The following is a 16,195-nucleotide window of genomic DNA, read 5'->3' as shown; positions in this document are numbered from 1 at the left end:
ACGCGACGTCGTGCCCGGCACCCTAGCGATCAATTCGGGCCGTGGCGGGCGGAGTGCGTCGTTATTTATCCGACCGAGACCAACTAGGGTCCTCTCGTGGCCATGCAGATCACCCCTTCCATCCTCAACGCCGACTTCGCAGCCCTCGGGGCGGAGGTGGCCAGGATCCCTGACGCCGACTGGATCCACGTCGACGTGATGGACAACCACTTCGTGCCCAACCTGACCTTCGGGCCGGCGATGGTCGAGGCGCTTGCCCGGTCCACGGACACGCCGCTCGACGCCCACCTGATGATCGAGAACGCCGACCGCGAGGCGCCCGCCTACGTCGAGGCCGGCTGCGGCTCGGTGACCTTCCACGTCGAGGCGACCAAGGCTCCGGTGCGGCTGGCCCGCGAGATCCGGGCGAAGGGCGCTCGGGCGTCGATGGCGCTCAAGCCCGCCACCCCCATCGAGCCCTATGAAGACATGCTCTCCGAGCTCGACATGGTCCTGCTGATGACCGTGGAGCCCGGCTTCGGGGGACAGAAGTTCCTCGACATGGTGCTGCCGAAGATCCGCCGGGCGCGCGCGATGATGGACAGGGCCGGCGTCGAGACGTGGCTGCAGGTCGACGGCGGCGTCTCGCTGGAGACCATCGAGCGCTGCGCCGATGCCGGCGCCGACGTGTTCGTCGCGGGCTCGGCGGTCTACTCCGCCGACGACCCCGACGCGATGATCACCGCGCTGCGCGAGCGGGCCTCGGCCAGCTCGACCTGAGCCGCGTCGGCCTCGACGGCATCGAGACGCCGAAACAGGGCGTACGCCTCCTGCCAGTGCTCGGCGGCGGCGACCGTCTCGCCCAGGTTGGTGCTCGCCGCGCCCAGCCCGGCGTGGGCCCGGGCGCGTTCGTACTCGGCGCCGCGGTAGCCGGTGATCTCGAGCGACTCGCGAAACGTCGCGGCCGCCTGCCGGTCGAGCCGCTCGGCGACGTAGGTCTCGGCGTCACCGTTGAGCGCCTGCGCCCGTAGCTGGCGGCTCCCGATCGAGGTGCCGATCTCGAGCGCGCGCTGGTAGCCGCGGTGGGCCTCGCCGTGGTCGAGCAGCCGGGTCCAGATGCTGCCGAGGCGCACCAGGCAGAGCCCTTCGAGCAGGCGGAAGCGTGCCTGCTGCGCGAGGTCGAGCGCGCGTCGGGCGAGCTCGAGCGCGACGCCCAGCCGATCCCGGTCGCGGTGCACGCCCGCCAAGCCGTACGCAGCGTGGGCCTGCCCGACGAGCAGCCCGGCGTCCACGGCGCGGGCGTAGGCCTCCTGGAGCAGTCCCTCGGCCTCCTCGAGGTTGCCCCGGCGCCGGTGCAGCAGCCCGAGGCTGGTCAGTGGGCGGTAGGCCATCAGCCAGCCGGGCTCGATCTCCTGGTAGAGGTCGATGGAGCCCACGAATGCTCGCTCGGACTCCTCGGTCCTGCCGCTGAAGCCGTAGAGGACACCGAGGCAGTTGAGCGTCGTCGCCGCCTGGATCGTCGCGCCCGCCTCCTGGTGCAGGGTCAGCGCGCGCTCGGTGAGGCGGGTGCTCTCGGCGTAGCGGCGGGCGCGGAAGTGCACCAGGCCGGCACCGCGCAGCGCCGTCCCGGCGGCGACCGGGTCGCGGGCCTCGCGCGCGACCTCGAGCGCCTGCTCGTGCAGGGCCCGGGCGTCGTCGAGATAGCCGGCGACGTCCAGATACCACGTCAGGATCGCGGAGAGACCGGTGACGTAGTCTCCGCGCCCGATCTCGACGGCGGGCCCGCACGCCCGCAGCAGGCCGGCCCGTTCGGAGTCGAGCCAGCGCATCCCGTCGGCGTACGTCGGTCTGCCGGTCGTCGACGCGACCGTCTCGGCCTCCTCGGGGAAGATGATCGTCGAGGCACGGTTGGCCTCGGTCAGGTAGTGGTCCAGCAGCCGCCCCAGGGCGTCCGCTCGCTCCTCGGGCGAGTCCGCCGCGTCGGCCAGCTCGGCGGCGTAGGTCCAGAGCAGGTCGTGCAGCCCGAAGCGTCTCGGCCCGCACTCCTCGACGAGGTTGGCGCGCACCAGCGCCTGGACGTGGCGCCGGGTGAGGGAGAGGCCTTCGCCGGCGAGCGCGGCGAGAGCGGCGAGGTCGCAGTCGGGGCCGGGATGGATCCCGAACAGCCGGAAGACACGCCCCGCCCCGACCGGCAGGAACCGGTAGGAGGCGTCGAAGACCGCTCGCAGCGAGGTCTCCTCGTCGCCGCCGTCGAGCACGTCGAGACGAGCCGCGTGGTCGGCGAGGTCGGTGACGAGGTCGATCACCCGATGTCCCGCCGTCTCGCGGAGACGCTCGGCGGCGATGCGTAGCGCCAGCGGGACCCCCGCGCACATCGCGGCGAGCTCGGAGATGGCGTCGGGGTCGGAGTCGTGCTCGGGTCGTTCGGACCCGTCCTCGAGGAGCGAGGTGAGCAGCTGGACCGACTCGCTGCCGGTCATCCGGGCCAGGTCGATCCGGTGCACACCCTCCTTGGCCACCAGCCCGGAGAGCGAGTCGCGGCTGGTCACCACGACCCGACATGTCTCCGACCCCGGCAGGAGCGGGCGCACGTGCTGGGCCGAGCGCGCGTTGTCGAGCACGATCAGCAGCCGCCTGCCCTCGGTCAGTGTGCGGAACCGGGCCGCCCGCTCGGCGGCGTCCTCGGGGATCGAGTTGCCGTCGACGCCGAGGGTGCGCAGGAACCCGGCGAGCACCTCGGCCGAAGACCTGGCCTCGTCGGGCCCGAAGCCGCGGAGGTCGGCGTAGAGCTGGCCGTCGGGGAACCGGTCCTTGACCTGGTGCGACCAGGTCAGCGCGAGCGCGGTCTTGCCGACCCCGCCACCGCCGACCACGGCGGCGACCAGCAGCGGCGAGGTCTCGCGCAGCAGGCCGCCGAGCGCGGAGAGGTGGGCCGTACGTCCGACGAAACCGGCCGGCGCGTGCGGGAGCTGTGCCGGTGGCGCCGGAGCCAGGGACCGGGAGCGCGGGTGGGTCGGGGGCGCGAGCTGGACGCCGAGGGGCCGACCGTCGAGGACCGCCTGCTCCGCTGCCCGCAGCTCGGGCCCCGGGTCGAGCCCGAGCTCGGTCGCCAGGACCTCCCGGGCGTCGCGGTAGGCGGCGAGCGCGTCCGCCGACCGTCCGCTGCGGTGCAGCGCCGTCATCAAGAGCACGTGCATCCGCTCCCGCAGCGGGTGTCGCCGCGCCGCCTCGCCGAGCTCGCCGGCGACCTCGGCGTGCCGTCCGCGACCCAGCTCGGCGGCGTAGAGCGCCTCGGTCGCGTCGGCCCTGCGTTCCTCGAGCCGCGCTGCCTCCTCGGTCACCTCGAGCAGCTCGACCCCGGCGTACGCCGGTCCTCGCCACAGGTCCAGCGCCTCTCGCAGCAGGGCGGAGGCCTGGTCCGGAGCAGCATCGGCCGCCTCTCGGACCAGCTCCTCGAACCGGGCGGCATCGCACTCGTCGGGGTCGACCCGTAGCCGGTAGCCCGACTGGTCCCAGGAGATGCGGTCGGGGTCCTCGAGCACGGACCGCAGCCGGTGCACGTGGGTGTGCAGGCGCACCGACGCCTCCTCGCCCCACAACGACTCGGTCAGCGCCTCGGCCGACACCGGGCGGTTGGCGTGGACCAGCAGGAGGGCGAGCAGGTTGCGGCGCAACGTGCCGGTGACCGGTGACCGGCGCCCGTCACGGGACAGGTGGAGCGGACCGAGCACCTCGAATCGCACGCTGACCACCTCGTCCCGAAACGTCCCCCACTTTACGTCCGGGCGCCGGATCGCGCAGGTCAGTTGATCTGCCGTTCCCGGTCGCGCCAGTGACTCTCGCGGAGCGACCGCTTGAGGACCTTTCCTGTCGGCGTGGTCGGCAGCGCCTCGACGAACTCCCAGCCGGCGGGCACCTTGAAGCCGGAGACCAGGGAGGCGCAGTGCTTGCGCAGCCGCTCCTCGTCGGGCTCGGCGCCCGGGTGGAGGACGACCACGGCGTGCACCTTCTCGCCGGTCTCGCCGTCCGGCATGCCGATGACGGCGCAGGTGGCGACATCGGGGTGGGAGGAGAGCGCGTTCTCGACCTCGGCCGAGTGCACGTTGTCACCGTCGACGATGATCATGTCCTTGAGCCGGTCGACGACATAGAGGTAGCCATCCTCGTCGAGGCGTCCGACGTCGCCGGTGTGCGTCCAGCCACCGCGCCGGATGTGGTCGGTCGCCACCGGGTCGTCCCAGTAGCCCTGCATGTCGCCCGCACCGCGCAGCAGGATCTCGCCCTCGACGCCCGGGGCGACGTCGTCGTCCTCGGCATCGACGACGCGCACCTCGGAGATGACGCTGGCGCGGCCGGCCGAGGCCCGCTGGGGCCCGGGACGGTGGTCGTCGCCGGTCAGGATCGTAGGCGACATGGCCTCGCTCATCGCGTAGAGCTGTGCGAAGGCGACGCCGGGAAGGGCGGCCATCGAACGCTCCAGGACGGACTCGGTCATGGGGGAGGCGCCGTAGAACACCTGCCGCAGGCTGCTCAGATCGTGGCTCGCGGCCTCGGGGTGGTCGATGACCAGCTGCAGCATCGTGGGCACGATGAACATCGCGGTGATGCGGTGGCGGTCCACGTGCTCCAGGACCGCGGCCGGCTCGAAGCGGGGCATCGGCACGAAGGTGCGACCGAACTGCGACATCGCCAGGCTCGACCCCACCCCGGAGATGTGGGACATCGGGGTGAGCTGGAGGAGCCGGGTGCCCGGGCTGACGAAGTCGGGGATGGAGGCACCGAGACCGAGCACGATGTTGATCATGCTGCGGTGGGAGTGCATCACCGTCTTGGGCAGGCCGGTGGTGCCACCGGTGTGCACGAGCCCGGCGGTCGCGTCGCCGCCGCGGCGGGCGTCGGCGACCGGAGCGCTGGCCGCGATGAGGTCCTCGAAGCCGGGCATGTCGAACGGGGTCGGCCCCTCACCCATGTGCACGACGGTGCGCAGCCCCGGGTAGGCCTCGCGGATCATGGGTGCGGCCGCCGCGAAGGTGTCGTCGACGAAGAGGACGCGGGTCTCGGACTCGGCCAGCATCGGCGCCATCTCGGCCGGGCTCCGCATCGTGTCGAGGACGTTGAAGATGCCGTCCGCCCAAGCGATGGCAAGGAGCACCTCGGTGTAGCGGTCGGAGTTGAGGCCGAGGATGCCGACCCGGGCGCCGTCGCGCACGCCGAGGTCGCGCAGGGCGCCGGCGAGCCGGGCCACGCGGTCGGCCTGCTCGGCGAACGTGCGGGTCCGGTCGCCGAAGATCGTGGCCGGCTCGTCGGGCTGCTGCTGCACCGAGCGGTGCAGTCCTTGGGTCCAGTACATGGTGGTGGTCATGGATCCAGCGTGAGTCTCATCACTGACATCTGTCTGACATGTCTCTGTCACCGTGTGGCACACTGGAGAAAGACGAGCTTGTGCTCGCGTGCTCTGGGGTCGGTGAAATTCCGAGCCGGCGGTGACTGGACGAAGGTCCAGAAGTCCGCGACCCGATGACAGCCAGTCATCGGTTGACCAGGTGCCAGAAGGAAACTTCTCAGTCCTGGACCGACGGTTAAAGTCCGGATGGGAAGACGCACGCAGCCCGATTCGTCGTGAGCGCTCTGGTTTCGCGGAGCGCGGCGCGATGTCTCGGCCTGACCCCGGAGTCCGTGAGACGGACCAGAGGGGATCAGATGAAGAGCTACGACCAGCGTGACCCGGTCTCGGGTGCGATGCGTCGCGCCCTGGGCCTGGCCGCTGAGATCGGATCTCCGGGACCAGCCACCTATCCGAACCCGCGGGTGGGCTGCGTACTCCTGGGGGCGGACGGTTCGACGATCGCCGAGGGGTTCCACCGTGGGCCCGGCACCCCGCACGCCGAGGTGGACGCGCTGTCGAAGGCGGGCGCGCGGGCCGAAGGGGCGACCGCGGTGGTCACGCTCGAGCCGTGCAACCACACCGGCCGCACCGGCCCGTGCTCGCAGGCGCTGATCGATGCCGGAGTCGCCCGCGTCGTCTACGCGCAGCCCGACCCCAACCCGGTCGCCGCCGGGGGAGCGGAGCGGCTGAAGGACGCAGGCATCGACGTCGAGCAGGGCCTCTTCGCCGCCGAGTCGCGCGAGCTCAACCGGGTCTGGAGCCGGGCCGCAGAGCTGCAGCGCCCGTTCGTCACCTGGAAGTTCGCCGCCACGCTCGACGGCCGCAGCGCTGCCGCCGACGGCACCTCACGCTGGGTCTCCTCCCGTGCCGCCCGGATCGACACCCATCGGCTCCGGGCGCTGAGCGACACGATGCTGGTCGGCACCGGCACGGTCCTCGCCGACGACCCCGCGCTGACGGTGCGCGACGCGGACGACCGGCCGGCCGGCGTACAGCCGCTGCGGGTGGTCATGGGGGAGCGCGACCTCCCCGGCGACCGGCGGGTCTTCGACGAGCAGGCGCCGTCGCTGCAGCTGCGCACCCGCGACCCGCACCAGGCGCTGGCCGCGCTGTGGCAGCGCGAGCGTCGCCATGTCTTTCTCGAAGGCGGGCCCACGCTGGCCGCCGCCTTCCTCGAAGCGGGCCTCGTGGACGAGATCGTCGTCTACGTCGCGCCGTTCCTGCTCGGTGCCGGTCGCTCGGCCGTCGCCGACCTCGGCATCACCAGCATCGCCGACGCCTTCCGGCCGCAGGTGCGATCCATCGACGTGATCGCGCCCACGACCGAGGGCGATCAGCCCAACGTACGGCTCGTCCTAGAGCCCGCCGCACCAGCTCAGAACAGAGAGGACCGCTAGATGTTCACCGGGATTGTCGAGGAGCTCGGCACGGTTGCCGGGATCGAGGAGCAGGGCGACGCCGTGCGCCTGACCATCGCGGCCGAGACCGTGCTCACGGACGCCACCCTGGGTGCGTCCATCGCGGTCAACGGCTGCTGCCTCACCGTCGCGTCGCTGGGCGAGAAGGAGTGGACCGCCGACGTGATGCTGGAGACGCTCAAGCGCACCGGCCTGCACGCCATCGAGGTCGGCGACCGAGTCAACCTCGAGCGCGCCGTCACCCCCACCACGCGGTTGGGCGGTCACATCGTGCAGGGCCACGTCGACGGTGTCGGCCGGGTCGTCTCGCGCGAGCCCAGCGAGCACTGGGAGGTCGTGACGGTGTCGCTGCCGGCCGAGCTGGTGCGCTACGTCGTCGAGAAGGGCTCGATCGCCGTCGACGGCATCAGCCTCACCGTGGTCTCCGTGACCGAGGACGCGTTCACGGTCAGCCTCATTCCCGAGACCCTGGCGCGTACGTCGCTGGGGTTCCGGGCCGTCGGCGACGAGGTCAACCTCGAGACCGACATCATCGCCAAGCACGTCGAGAAGCTCGTGCTGACCTCACCGGAAGGAACGCAGTCATGACCGAGCAGCACGAGCAGTACGTGGGTGTGCGGCTGGACCCGATCGAGACCGCGATCGCCGACCTCGCGGCCGGCAAGCCGGTCGTGGTCGTCGACGACGAGGACCGGGAGAACGAGGGCGACCTGATCTTCGCCGCCGAGCTGGCGACGCCGGAGGTGATGGCGTTCGCGATCCGCTGGTCCTCCGGTGTGATCTGCGTGGCGCTGCCGGGCGAGCGTCTCGACGCCCTCGAGCTGCCGCCGATGACTCGTGTCAACGAGGACCGCAAGCAGACCGCCTACGCGATCTCGGTCGACGCCCGTGAGGGCGTCTCGACCGGCATCTCGGCGGCCGACCGGGCGCTGACCACCCGGCTGCTGGCCGGGCCCAGCTCGGGCGCCGCCGACCTGACCCGGCCGGGTCACGTCTTCCCGCTGCGCGCACGCGACGAGGGTGTGCTGGTGCGGGTCGGTCACACGGAGGCGGCCGTCGACCTGACCCGGCTGGCCGGTCTGGAGCCGGCCGGTGCGCTCGTCGAGCTGGTCAACGACGACGGCACGATGCAGCGCGCCCCGCAGCTGCGCCAGTTCGCCGACGAGCACGGTCTGGCGATGATCTCGATCGCCGACCTGGTCACCCACCGGCGGCGCACCGAGGTGCTCGTCGAGCGCAGCGCCGTGACCCGGCTGCCGACCGAGTTCGGCGACTTCACCGCCTACGGCTACCGCACCATCGACGACCAGGTCGAGCACGTCGCCCTGGTCCACGGCGACATCTCCGGGTGTGAGCCGGTGCTCGCACGGGTGCACTCCGAGTGCCTGACCGGCGACGTGTTCGGGTCGCAGCGCTGCGACTGCGGGCCACAGCTGCGTGAGGCCCTCGCCCGGATCGCCGACGCCGGTTGCGGGGTCGTGGTCTACCTGCGCGGCCACGAGGGCCGTGGGATCGGGCTGCTCGCCAAGCTGCAGGCCTACCAGCTGCAGGACGGTGGCCGTGACACCGTCGACGCCAACCTCGACCTCGGGCTGCCCGCCGACGCGCGCCACTACGGCGCCGCCTCGCAGATCCTGCGCGACCTCAAGGTCGACTCGGTGCGGCTGCTGACCAACAACCCTGAGAAGGTGAGTCACCTGGAGGCGTACGGTGTCGAGGTCGCCGAGCGGGTCCCGCTCACCCCGCGGCCCAACGAGCACAACCTGACCTACCTGCTGACCAAGCGCGACCGGATGGGTCACGCGCTTCCCGACCTGAACGAGGAGAACTGATGAGTGGCAAGGGAGCCCCGACCCCCGAGGTCGTCGACGCGAGCGATCTGCGGGTCGCGGTCGTCGCCGCCAGCTGGCACGACGAGGTGATGAACGGTCTCCTCGACGGTGCCGACAGGGCGTTGAAGGACGCCTCCGTCGGTGGGCTGACCGTCGTGCGGGTGCCGGGCGCCTTCGAGCTCCCTGTGGCGGCCGCCGCTCTGGCCAAGTCGGGCTACGACGCCATCGTGGCGCTGGGCGTCGTCATCCGCGGAGGCACGCCCCACTTCGACTATGTCTGCTCAGCGGCCACCGACGGTCTCAACCGGGTCGCGATCGACCACGGCACGCCCGTCGGGTTCGGCCTGCTGACCTGCGACGACGAGGCCCAAGCACTCGACCGGGCAGGCCTCGAGGGCTCCAGCGAGGACAAGGGCTACGAAGCCGCCTCTGCCGCGATGACCACCGCCCTGACACTGCGCGACTGCGTGCGTCACTACTGACGCAGCGGAGGTCACTGCCAGGTGGCGAGGTCGGGGTCGATCCCGTCGCCGCGGGCGGCCTCGTCGATGATCTGGCGGAACCAGGTCGCCAGCCCGTCCCGGATCCCGTCGTAGTGGGCGGCGAACCCTGCGTCATCCTCGAACATCCGGCCCAGGCAGACCTGCATCTGGCGGGTGATCGGGAAGAAGTTGCCGAAGATCGCACGGTGACGGTCGGCGAGGTCGTTCGCCTCCGGGCTCCCGGCGCGTACGCCACGAGCGAGCGCGGCGCCGAGATCCTGCTCCAGCCTCGACATGGCGTCGCTCAGGTCACGCCAGTCGTCGGGGGAGCGGGACGCGGCGCGCTCGGCGAACTGGGCCCACTGCGGCGAGTCGCCCCACCTGGCGCGCGCCCGGGCACCCTGCTGAGGGTCCCAGTCGGGCCCGAACGTCGCCTTCTGCTCCTCGGCGCTGAGCAGGATGCCGTGCTGGTGGGCGTCGGCCAACCGTGCCAGTCGTTTATCGATCCGTTGCAGGTCGCAGATCCGCTCGGCGAGCCGCTCGCGCTGCTCTTCCAGGGTGGCGGCGATACCGGTGGCTGCGTCGTCGAGCACACCGCGGATCGCGTCCAGGCTCAGCCCGGTCTCGCGGTAGGCGAGGATCCGGCACAGTCGCTCCAGGTCGGCGCCGGTGTAGAGGCGGTAACCCGCCGGCGTACGGCCCGACGGTGTGGCCAGGCCGATCTCGTCCCAGTGGTGCAGCGTACGCACCGTCACGCCGACGAGGGCGGCGGTGTCGCCCACCGTCAGATCGGTGTCCTGGCGAGACTCGGCCATGTGCATCATTGTGCGCTCTCGGCCCCGTCCGGCGCCGGGATGCCCATGGAGTCGAGGTTGTGGGCTGCCTCGCTCCCGGGCTCGTACTCCTTGGCGGCCGTGAAGATCACGCGAGCGCGCTCGGGCGTGGTCACGGCGATGTCGCGGGTGTTCCAATAGGTGTCGTAGGGGCCCTGCACGCTGTCCGGGACGATGGCACGGCAGGCGGCGGCGATCTCATCGATCTGGTTCAGGACGCAGGAGAAGCTGACGCTGATCGGCGTGGACCAGGCAACGGTCTCCGAGGCTGCGGCGTCGGCGGCGACGAGCAGCACGTCCTGGAACATCCACCGGCGTAGGTGCGTCACCTGCCCGGGCGTGCTGAAGAGGTCGAAGAAGCCGAGGCCATGGGTCCAGAAGTCGGTCGAGGCGGCCATGTCGGTGGTCGGGACGGTCAGGAACTGCGGCATCCCGTAGATCCCGCGGTAGGGCTCGGGCGCCACCGCGTCCGGTCCGGGCGGCGGCACCGGGCTGACCTCGAAGGCGTTGAAGAAGTCGCTCATACCCCCGAGCGTCCGGCCTCACGCGACGTGAGGGTCAAGCCGGCAGCGCACCGTGGATCAGGCGAGGGTCGCGATCAGCTCGCCGTGGCGGCGGCGTACGCCTGGGTCCTGTCGGGTCTCGGCGTGGCCGATCACCAGGCCGTGCTCGGCCAGCAGGTCGCCGAGTGCCTGCGCCGACCAGTAGTAGGCGGTGTGCACGGCGTGGTCGAACGGCTCCTCGGGGGTGCCGTCGAAGTATCCGAGCAGCAAGGAGCCGCCCGGGGTGAGCACTCGGGCGAGCTCGCTCAGGATCGACGGTAGACCGGCCGGCGGGGTGTGGATGATCGAATACCACGCCAGGACGCCACCGACCGACGAGTCGGCGAGGGGGAGCGCGGCCAGGTCGGCCCGGGCGAGGGCGAGGTCGCGATGGCGTGCGCGCGCCGAGGAGAGGAACCCGCTGGACGCGTCGACGCCCACCACCTCGCCGGTGCCGGTCTCTGCCAGGAACCGGCTCCACTGGCCCGGCCCGCAGCCGGCGTCGAGGATGCGGCCGGAGACCTTCGCGCGCCAGCCGGCGATCAGGTCGCGATCGGCTCCGGAGAGCTGGTCGACCGATCCGAAGAGGTCGATGTATTCGTCTGCGCGGCTGTCGTAGGAGGCGCCGATCTCGGTCCTGGTCATCGGGAGTCGAGGGTAGTGGGGCTCGGATGCTCGTCGGTCCCGATCCGGGGTGTGTCGGTCGGGCCTTCTGTCCGGTGTTCGCTTCCGCTATAATTTGCGCATGCATGCAAGTACGCAACCTCCGATCTGGGGCGACGACGTGGTCACGCTGGCCGTCGAGGTGCTGCGGATGCTGGCCGACCCCACGCGCCTGCAGCTGGCGGGGCTGCTGCTCGACGAGGAGCGCTCGGTCTCGGAGCTGGCCGGGATGCTGGAGAAGCCGGTTCCGGGGGTCTCCCAGCATCTGGCGAAGATGCGGATGGCCCGGCTGGTGACCACGCGGAAGGAGGGCACCTCGGTGCTCTATCGGGTCGAGAACGGGCACGTGCGCCAGCTCGTGCTCGACACGATCGGCCACGTGGAGCATCTCCTGGACCAGGTGCCCGCACATCACCGGTCCGGCGAGGAGCCGGCATGACCCATACGCTGCATGCCCACAAGCACGAGCACGAGCACGACCACAGTCACCGGCACGGTCATCGGCACAGTCATCGTGAAGGCCGATGGGCCAGGGTCGGGCACATGGTCTCCGAGCTGCTCGGCACGCACTCCCACGATGCCGCCGACCAGGTCGACGAGGCGCTCGAAGCCGACGTCCGTGGCCGCCGGGCGCTCTGGATCAGCCTTGGAGTGCTCGCGCTGACGGCCGTCCTGCAGGCAGGCGTGGTCGCGCTGACCGGGTCGGTGGCCCTGTTGGGCGACACGCTCCACAACGTCGCTGACGCGGTGACGGCGGTGCCGCTGCTTCTCGCTTTCTGGCTGGCTCGGCGTCCGGCCAACGACCGCTTCACCTACGGCTACGGCCGGGCGGAGGATCTCGCCGGGCTCTTCGTCGTGGCGATGATCGCCCTCTCCAGCGTCCTGGCCGGCTGGCAGGCCATCGACCGGCTCTTCCATCCTCGCGACATCGAGCACGTCTGGGCCGTGGCGGCGGCGGGCGTGGTCGGGTTCGCGGGCAACGAGGTCGTCGCACGCTACCGGATCCGGGTGGGCCGCCAGATCGGCTCGGCGGCGCTGGTCGCAGACGGGCTCCACGCGCGTACGGACGGGTTCACCTCGTTGGCCGTGGTGCTGGGCGCCGCCGGTGTCGCCTTCGGGGTGCCTTGGGCCGATCCGGTCATCGGGCTGCTGATCGCGGTCGCGATCCTCGGTGTGCTGCGCTCGGCGCTCAAGCAGGTCGGTGCCCGGCTGATGGACGCGGTCACGCCCGAGGACGTAAGGCGTGCGCGGGAAGCGGTCTGCACCGTCGAGGGTGTCCTCGAGATCCGCAGCCTGAGGCTGCGCTGGATCGGCCACACCCTCCACGCCGACGGCGACATCACGGTCGCCGCCGACCAGCCGGTCTCCGCCGGTCACGACATCGCTCACCATGCCGAGGAGCACCTCCTCGAGGTCCTGCCGCGGCTGACCAGCGTGGTCCTCCATGTCAGCCCCGACGGGTCACACTGAGGGGTGCCTCTAGGCTCTGCTCCGATGAACATCTTCGAGTTCGACGGCAAGAGTCCGCAGATCCATCCCGACGCCTGGGTCGCGCCGACGGCGACGCTGATCGGTGACGTACGTCTCGAGGCCAACGCCAGCGTCTGGTACGGAGCGGTGCTCCGCGCTGACATCGGCCCGATCATCATCGGGGAGGGGTCGAACGTGCAGGACAACTCGGTGCTCCATGTGCGCCCCGGATCCTCGCTGGGGATGGGGCCGCACAGCACCGTCGCCCATGGCTGCGTGGTGCACGGTGACCGGATCGGCGCCGGGTCGTTGATCGGCAACGGGGCGGTGATCTCCGATGGCGTCGTGATCGGTGACGGCTGCCTGGTCGCCGCCGGTGCCATGGTGGTCGAGGGCGCCGAGATCCCCGACCACAGCCTGGTCATGGGCGTGCCTGCCAAGATCCGCGGCGCCATCGAGCCCGGCACCAACCCGGCCGCGATCCTCGAGCTCAACGCGCCGGCCTACGTGGAGTTCATGAAGCGGCATCGCGCCACGGTCCGCCCCGTCCAGGGCTGAGACGATTCGGGCGGCGGGCCGCGTACGGCCTAGGGTTGAGGCTTGTGAAGACGTTCGACGAGCTCTGGGCCGAGCTGAGCGAGAAGGCCCGGACCCGACCTGCAGGATCCGGCACTGTGGCACAGCTCGACGCCGGGGTCCATGCGATCGGGAAGAAGCTGGTCGAGGAGGCCGCCGAGTCGTGGATGGCGGCCGAGTACGAGGGCAAGGAAGCGACCGCGGAGGAGATCTCCCAGCTGCTCTACCACGCCCAGGTGCTCATGCTCGCCAGCGACATCTCGATCGATGACGTCTACTCACACCTGTAGGGAACCCACATGACTGACATGCTCCGGATCGCCGTGCCCAACAAGGGCTCGCTCTCCGTCGCCGCCTCCGACCTGCTGCGCGAGGCGGGCTATCGCCAGCGCGAGGACTCCAAGCGCCTGACCCTCATCGACGAGGAGAACGGCGTCGAGTTCTTCTACCTGCGCCCGCGCGACATCGCGCTCTACGTCGGCGAAGGCACCCTCGACATCGGCATCACCGGCCGCGACCTCCTCCTCGACTCCGGCGCGAAGGCCGACGAGGTCGTCGGGCTCGGCTTCGGGCGCAGCCGGTTCCACTTCGCCAGCACCGTCGGCGCGTTCACCTCGATCGAGCAGCTGCGCGGCAAGCGGATCGCCACCTCCTACGTCGGGGTCGTCACCGACTACCTCGAGCGCGAGGGCATCGACGCCAGCGTCACCCGCCTCGACGGCGCCGTGGAGACCTCGATCCAGCTCGGTGTCGCCGACGCGATCGCCGACGTGGTCGAGACCGGCTCCACGATGCGCCAGGCCGGGCTCGAGGTCTTCGGCGAGCCGATCATGCACTCCGAGGCTGTCGTGATCACCCGCTCGGGAGACGAGCCGGGCTCCGCCACGAGCGCGCTGCCTGCCGCCTACGAGACCTTCAAGCGTCGCCTCGACGGCGTGCTGATCGCGCGCAGCTACGTGATGATGGACTACGACATCCGCGCCGCCGACCTCGCCGAGGCCTCCGCGATGACTCCTGGACTCGAGGGGCCCACGGTCAGCCCGCTGCACCGCGAGGGCTGGGTCGCGGTGCGAGCCATGGTGCCGCGCGAGGGGTCGCAGCGGCTGATGGACGACCTCTACGCCGTGGGCGCCCGCGCGATCTTGCTGACGGCGATCAATGCCTGCCGCATCTGAGCCCGATCCCGCCTCCGCCGACGGCGTCGCGGTGACGCTGCCGCACACCTGGCGGCCGTTCGGCGTGCGGGTGATGGGGTGGATGCTCGTGATCGCCCTGGCGGTCATGATGACCGTGGTCTGGGTCGGTTTCACCCCGGAGATCAAGGCCCAGGTCACCACCTTCGAGAAGCTCACCCTGGCAGCACTCGGTATCGGGGTCCTGGTCTGCATGCACGCGCTGACGCGCTCGCGGGTGGTCGCCAGCGAGGCCGGGCTGACCGTCGTCAACGGCTACAAGCGCCGTGACCTGGAGTGGGCCGAGATCCTCGCCATCAACTTCCCGCGCGGGGCGCCCTGGCCCAACATCGACCTGGCCTCTGGTCACAACATCTCGATGCACGGCATCCAGGCCTCCGACGGAGGCTCGTCCCGCAAGAGCGTGCGCACCCTGCGCGCGCTGGTCGCTGCGCACTCCTGAGCCGCGCCCGAGCGCGCGAAACCGCTGGTCGGATGACCGCGCGGCGAACCGTGTGCGACGCAATGCCCAATCCTTGCGAACTTCGCCCGGGCCGCGCCGATCGCAGCCTTAGCGTGCAGGCGTGACTTCGACGCGATGGACTCGGCTCGCCGCCCCCACGTTCGCCCCCACGATCGCTCTCAGCGCCGCGCTGGCGCTCGCCACGATGGCTCCGGCCCAGGCGACGACGGATCAGGTCGGGCCCGTCCACCCGGTCGCCACCTGGGGTGCCTCGGCCGACAAGGTGGCCGGCGAGGCCGGCGCGGCGGGCATCACCGACCGCTCGGTGCGCAACCTGGTGCACACCTCCCTGGGTGGTTCCGGCGTACGCATCACGCTCTCGAACGCCTTCGGCGACCGTCCGGTGACCTTCACCTCCGCCCACCTGGGCGTGGCCGCCGCCGGCGCCGCGGTCGTGGCCGGCACCAACCGGCCGGTGAGCTTCGAGGGAGCCGACGAGGTCACGGTGGCGCCCGGCGCCGAGGTGATCAGCGACCCGGTCGAGGCGAGCGTGCCGGCCGACACCACCCTGGCGCTCAGCTTCCACGTCGTCGGGGCGAGCGGTCCGATCACCGGTCACAACGTCGCGATGCAGACCTCCTACGTGGCGGGCGCGGCCGGCGACATCGCCGGCGACGAGGCCGGCGCGGGGTTCACCAGCGAGATCCCCAGCTGGTACTGGGTCGAGAGCGTCGTGGTCACCAAGCCGCGCCGGGTCAAGACCGCGGTGCTCTTCGGCGACTCGATCACCGACGGCAACGGCTCGAGCGTGGGTGCCAACCGGCGCTGGCCGGACGCCCTTGCCGACCGGGTCGCGACGAGCCGCCTCCACGGGCGCTACGGCGTCATGAACGAGGGCATCTCCGCCAACCGTGTGCTGGCCGACGGCACCGGCGGACAGCGGGCGCTGGACCGCTTCAGGCGCGACGTGCTGGACCAGCCCGGGGTCTCCATGGTCGTCGTGCTGGCCGGCATCAACGACATCCGGTGGGACCTGGCCACCGACGCCTCGGCCCTGGTCGCCGGCTACCGCGACCTGATCGCGCAGGCGCACGCGGAAGACCTGTGCATCGTCGGCGTGACGCTGACGCCGTACGAGGGCGGGAGCCGCTACACCCCCGAGCGCGAGCGGGTGCGCACGGCAGTCAACGAGTGGATCCGCACCTCGGGCGAGTTCGACGACGTCGTCGACTTCGACGCCGCCACGCGCGACCCCGCCCGGCCGAGCCGTTTCCTGCCCGCCTACGACTCCGGCGACCATCTCCACCCCGGGGATGCCGGATACGCGGCGATGGCCGAGGCCTTCGACCTCGGGCTGCTCGGATGCGAGCGCTGAAGGC

General features: G+C 71.2%; 17 protein-coding genes and 1 riboswitch. Of the genes, 12 read left to right on the top strand and 5 right to left on the bottom strand.

The genetic code is table 11. The features are described from left to right. Positions 1–102: 102 nt before the first annotated feature. Positions 103–759 carry a ribulose-phosphate 3-epimerase gene (gene rpe / locus FB381_RS13375; RefSeq protein WP_211352425.1) on the top strand — a complete coding sequence of 219 codons (657 nt, stop codon included), beginning with the start codon at positions 103–105 and terminating at the stop codon, positions 757–759. Here the strand turns inward: rpe and FB381_RS13370 are convergent. Together FB381_RS13370 and FB381_RS13365 are read right to left on the bottom strand one after the other, a co-directional pair. Beyond that, the gene (locus FB381_RS13370) at positions 690–3,722 is read right to left on the bottom strand and encodes an AfsR/SARP family transcriptional regulator (protein ID WP_141780736.1); all 3,033 of its coding nucleotides are present in this window, start codon (positions 3,720–3,722) and stop codon (positions 690–692) included. The two genes, rpe and FB381_RS13370, sit on opposite strands and share 70 nt — an antisense overlap. 59 nt (positions 3,723–3,781) lie before the next feature. Further along, positions 3,782–5,341 carry an AMP-binding protein gene (locus FB381_RS13365; protein WP_211352424.1) on the bottom strand — a complete coding sequence of 520 codons (1,560 nt, stop codon included), beginning with the start codon at positions 5,339–5,341 and terminating at the stop codon, positions 3,782–3,784. Between the two features lie 84 nt (positions 5,342–5,425). After that, a riboswitch (FMN riboswitch) is annotated at positions 5,426–5,587 on the top strand. Between the two features lie 92 nt (positions 5,588–5,679). Between FB381_RS13365 and ribD the strand changes: the two genes are divergently transcribed. Genes ribD through ribH form a run of 4 tightly spaced genes read left to right on the top strand, consistent with a single transcriptional unit; the run spans position 5,680 to position 9,097 of the window. Continuing rightward, a complete protein-coding gene (gene ribD, locus FB381_RS13360; RefSeq protein WP_246088096.1) occupies positions 5,680–6,762 on the top strand; it encodes a bifunctional diaminohydroxyphosphoribosylaminopyrimidine deaminase/5-amino-6-(5-phosphoribosylamino)uracil reductase RibD in 1,083 nt (360 codons plus the stop codon). After that, on the top strand, positions 6,763–7,371 hold the full coding sequence (locus FB381_RS13355) for a riboflavin synthase (protein ID WP_141780735.1): 609 nt from the start codon (positions 6,763–6,765) through the stop codon (positions 7,369–7,371). It begins immediately after the preceding gene. Continuing rightward, positions 7,368–8,615: a bifunctional 3,4-dihydroxy-2-butanone-4-phosphate synthase/GTP cyclohydrolase II gene (locus tag FB381_RS13350; RefSeq protein WP_141780734.1), complete on the top strand. Its 1,248-nt coding sequence runs from the start codon at positions 7,368–7,370 to the stop codon at positions 8,613–8,615. The genes FB381_RS13355 and FB381_RS13350 overlap by 4 nt, the downstream gene beginning before the upstream one ends. Next, positions 8,615–9,097, top strand: coding sequence for a 6,7-dimethyl-8-ribityllumazine synthase (gene ribH, locus FB381_RS13345; protein ID WP_141780733.1), 483 nt, complete (start codon positions 8,615–8,617; stop codon positions 9,095–9,097). Before FB381_RS13350 ends, ribH begins: the two co-directional genes overlap by 1 nt. Before the next feature lie 11 nt (positions 9,098–9,108). On the opposite strand, the gene FB381_RS13340 is transcribed toward ribH, so the two are convergent. Genes FB381_RS13340 through FB381_RS13330 form a run of 3 tightly spaced genes read right to left on the bottom strand, consistent with a single transcriptional unit; the run spans position 9,109 to position 11,117 of the window. Next, positions 9,109–9,912 (bottom strand): MerR family transcriptional regulator, encoded by an 804-nt coding sequence (locus tag FB381_RS13340; RefSeq protein ID WP_211352423.1) that lies wholly within the window; start codon positions 9,910–9,912, stop codon positions 9,109–9,111. 5 nt (positions 9,913–9,917) lie between these two features. Then, complete coding sequence (locus tag FB381_RS13335; RefSeq protein ID WP_141780731.1) at positions 9,918–10,454, bottom strand: VOC family protein; 537 nt, start codon at positions 10,452–10,454, stop codon at positions 9,918–9,920. Between the two features lie 57 nt (positions 10,455–10,511). After that, positions 10,512–11,117 carry a class I SAM-dependent methyltransferase gene (locus FB381_RS13330; protein WP_141780730.1) on the bottom strand — a complete coding sequence of 202 codons (606 nt, stop codon included), beginning with the start codon at positions 11,115–11,117 and terminating at the stop codon, positions 10,512–10,514. Positions 11,118–11,217: 100 nt separating this feature from the next. Between FB381_RS13330 and FB381_RS13325 the strand changes: the two genes are divergently transcribed. From FB381_RS13325 to FB381_RS13295, 7 genes are all read left to right on the top strand, one after another. Next, positions 11,218–11,574, top strand: coding sequence for an ArsR/SmtB family transcription factor (locus FB381_RS13325; RefSeq protein ID WP_141780729.1), 357 nt, complete (start codon positions 11,218–11,220; stop codon positions 11,572–11,574). After that, complete coding sequence (locus tag FB381_RS13320) at positions 11,571–12,605, top strand: cation diffusion facilitator family transporter (protein WP_141780728.1); 1,035 nt, start codon at positions 11,571–11,573, stop codon at positions 12,603–12,605. The genes FB381_RS13325 and FB381_RS13320 overlap by 4 nt, the downstream gene beginning before the upstream one ends. 24 nt (positions 12,606–12,629) lie before the next feature. Continuing rightward, positions 12,630–13,163 (top strand): gamma carbonic anhydrase family protein, encoded by a 534-nt coding sequence (locus tag FB381_RS13315; RefSeq protein WP_141780727.1) that lies wholly within the window; start codon positions 12,630–12,632, stop codon positions 13,161–13,163. Positions 13,164–13,207: 44 nt separating this feature from the next. Further along, positions 13,208–13,471, top strand: a complete 264-nt coding sequence (locus tag FB381_RS13310; protein ID WP_141780726.1) for a phosphoribosyl-ATP diphosphatase — start codon at positions 13,208–13,210, stop codon at positions 13,469–13,471. A 9-nt stretch (positions 13,472–13,480) separates the two neighbouring features. Further along, positions 13,481–14,356, top strand: a complete 876-nt coding sequence (gene hisG / locus FB381_RS13305; RefSeq protein WP_211352422.1) for an ATP phosphoribosyltransferase — start codon at positions 13,481–13,483, stop codon at positions 14,354–14,356. Beyond that, the gene (locus tag FB381_RS13300; protein WP_141780725.1) at positions 14,340–14,816 is read left to right on the top strand and encodes a PH domain-containing protein; all 477 of its coding nucleotides are present in this window, start codon (positions 14,340–14,342) and stop codon (positions 14,814–14,816) included. Before hisG ends, FB381_RS13300 begins: the two co-directional genes overlap by 17 nt. A gap of 121 nt (positions 14,817–14,937) precedes the next feature. Then, positions 14,938–16,191: an SGNH/GDSL hydrolase family protein gene (locus FB381_RS13295; protein ID WP_246088095.1), complete on the top strand. Its 1,254-nt coding sequence runs from the start codon at positions 14,938–14,940 to the stop codon at positions 16,189–16,191. The last annotated feature ends 4 nt before the right edge of the window (positions 16,192–16,195 follow it).

This window comes from Nocardioides albertanoniae (assembly GCF_006716315.1).
Lineage (GTDB): Bacteria > Actinomycetota > Actinomycetes > Propionibacteriales > Nocardioidaceae > Nocardioides > Nocardioides albertanoniae.
Note: the sequence above shows the minus strand (reverse complement) of the source record. Positions and strands in the feature narration are given on the sequence as shown.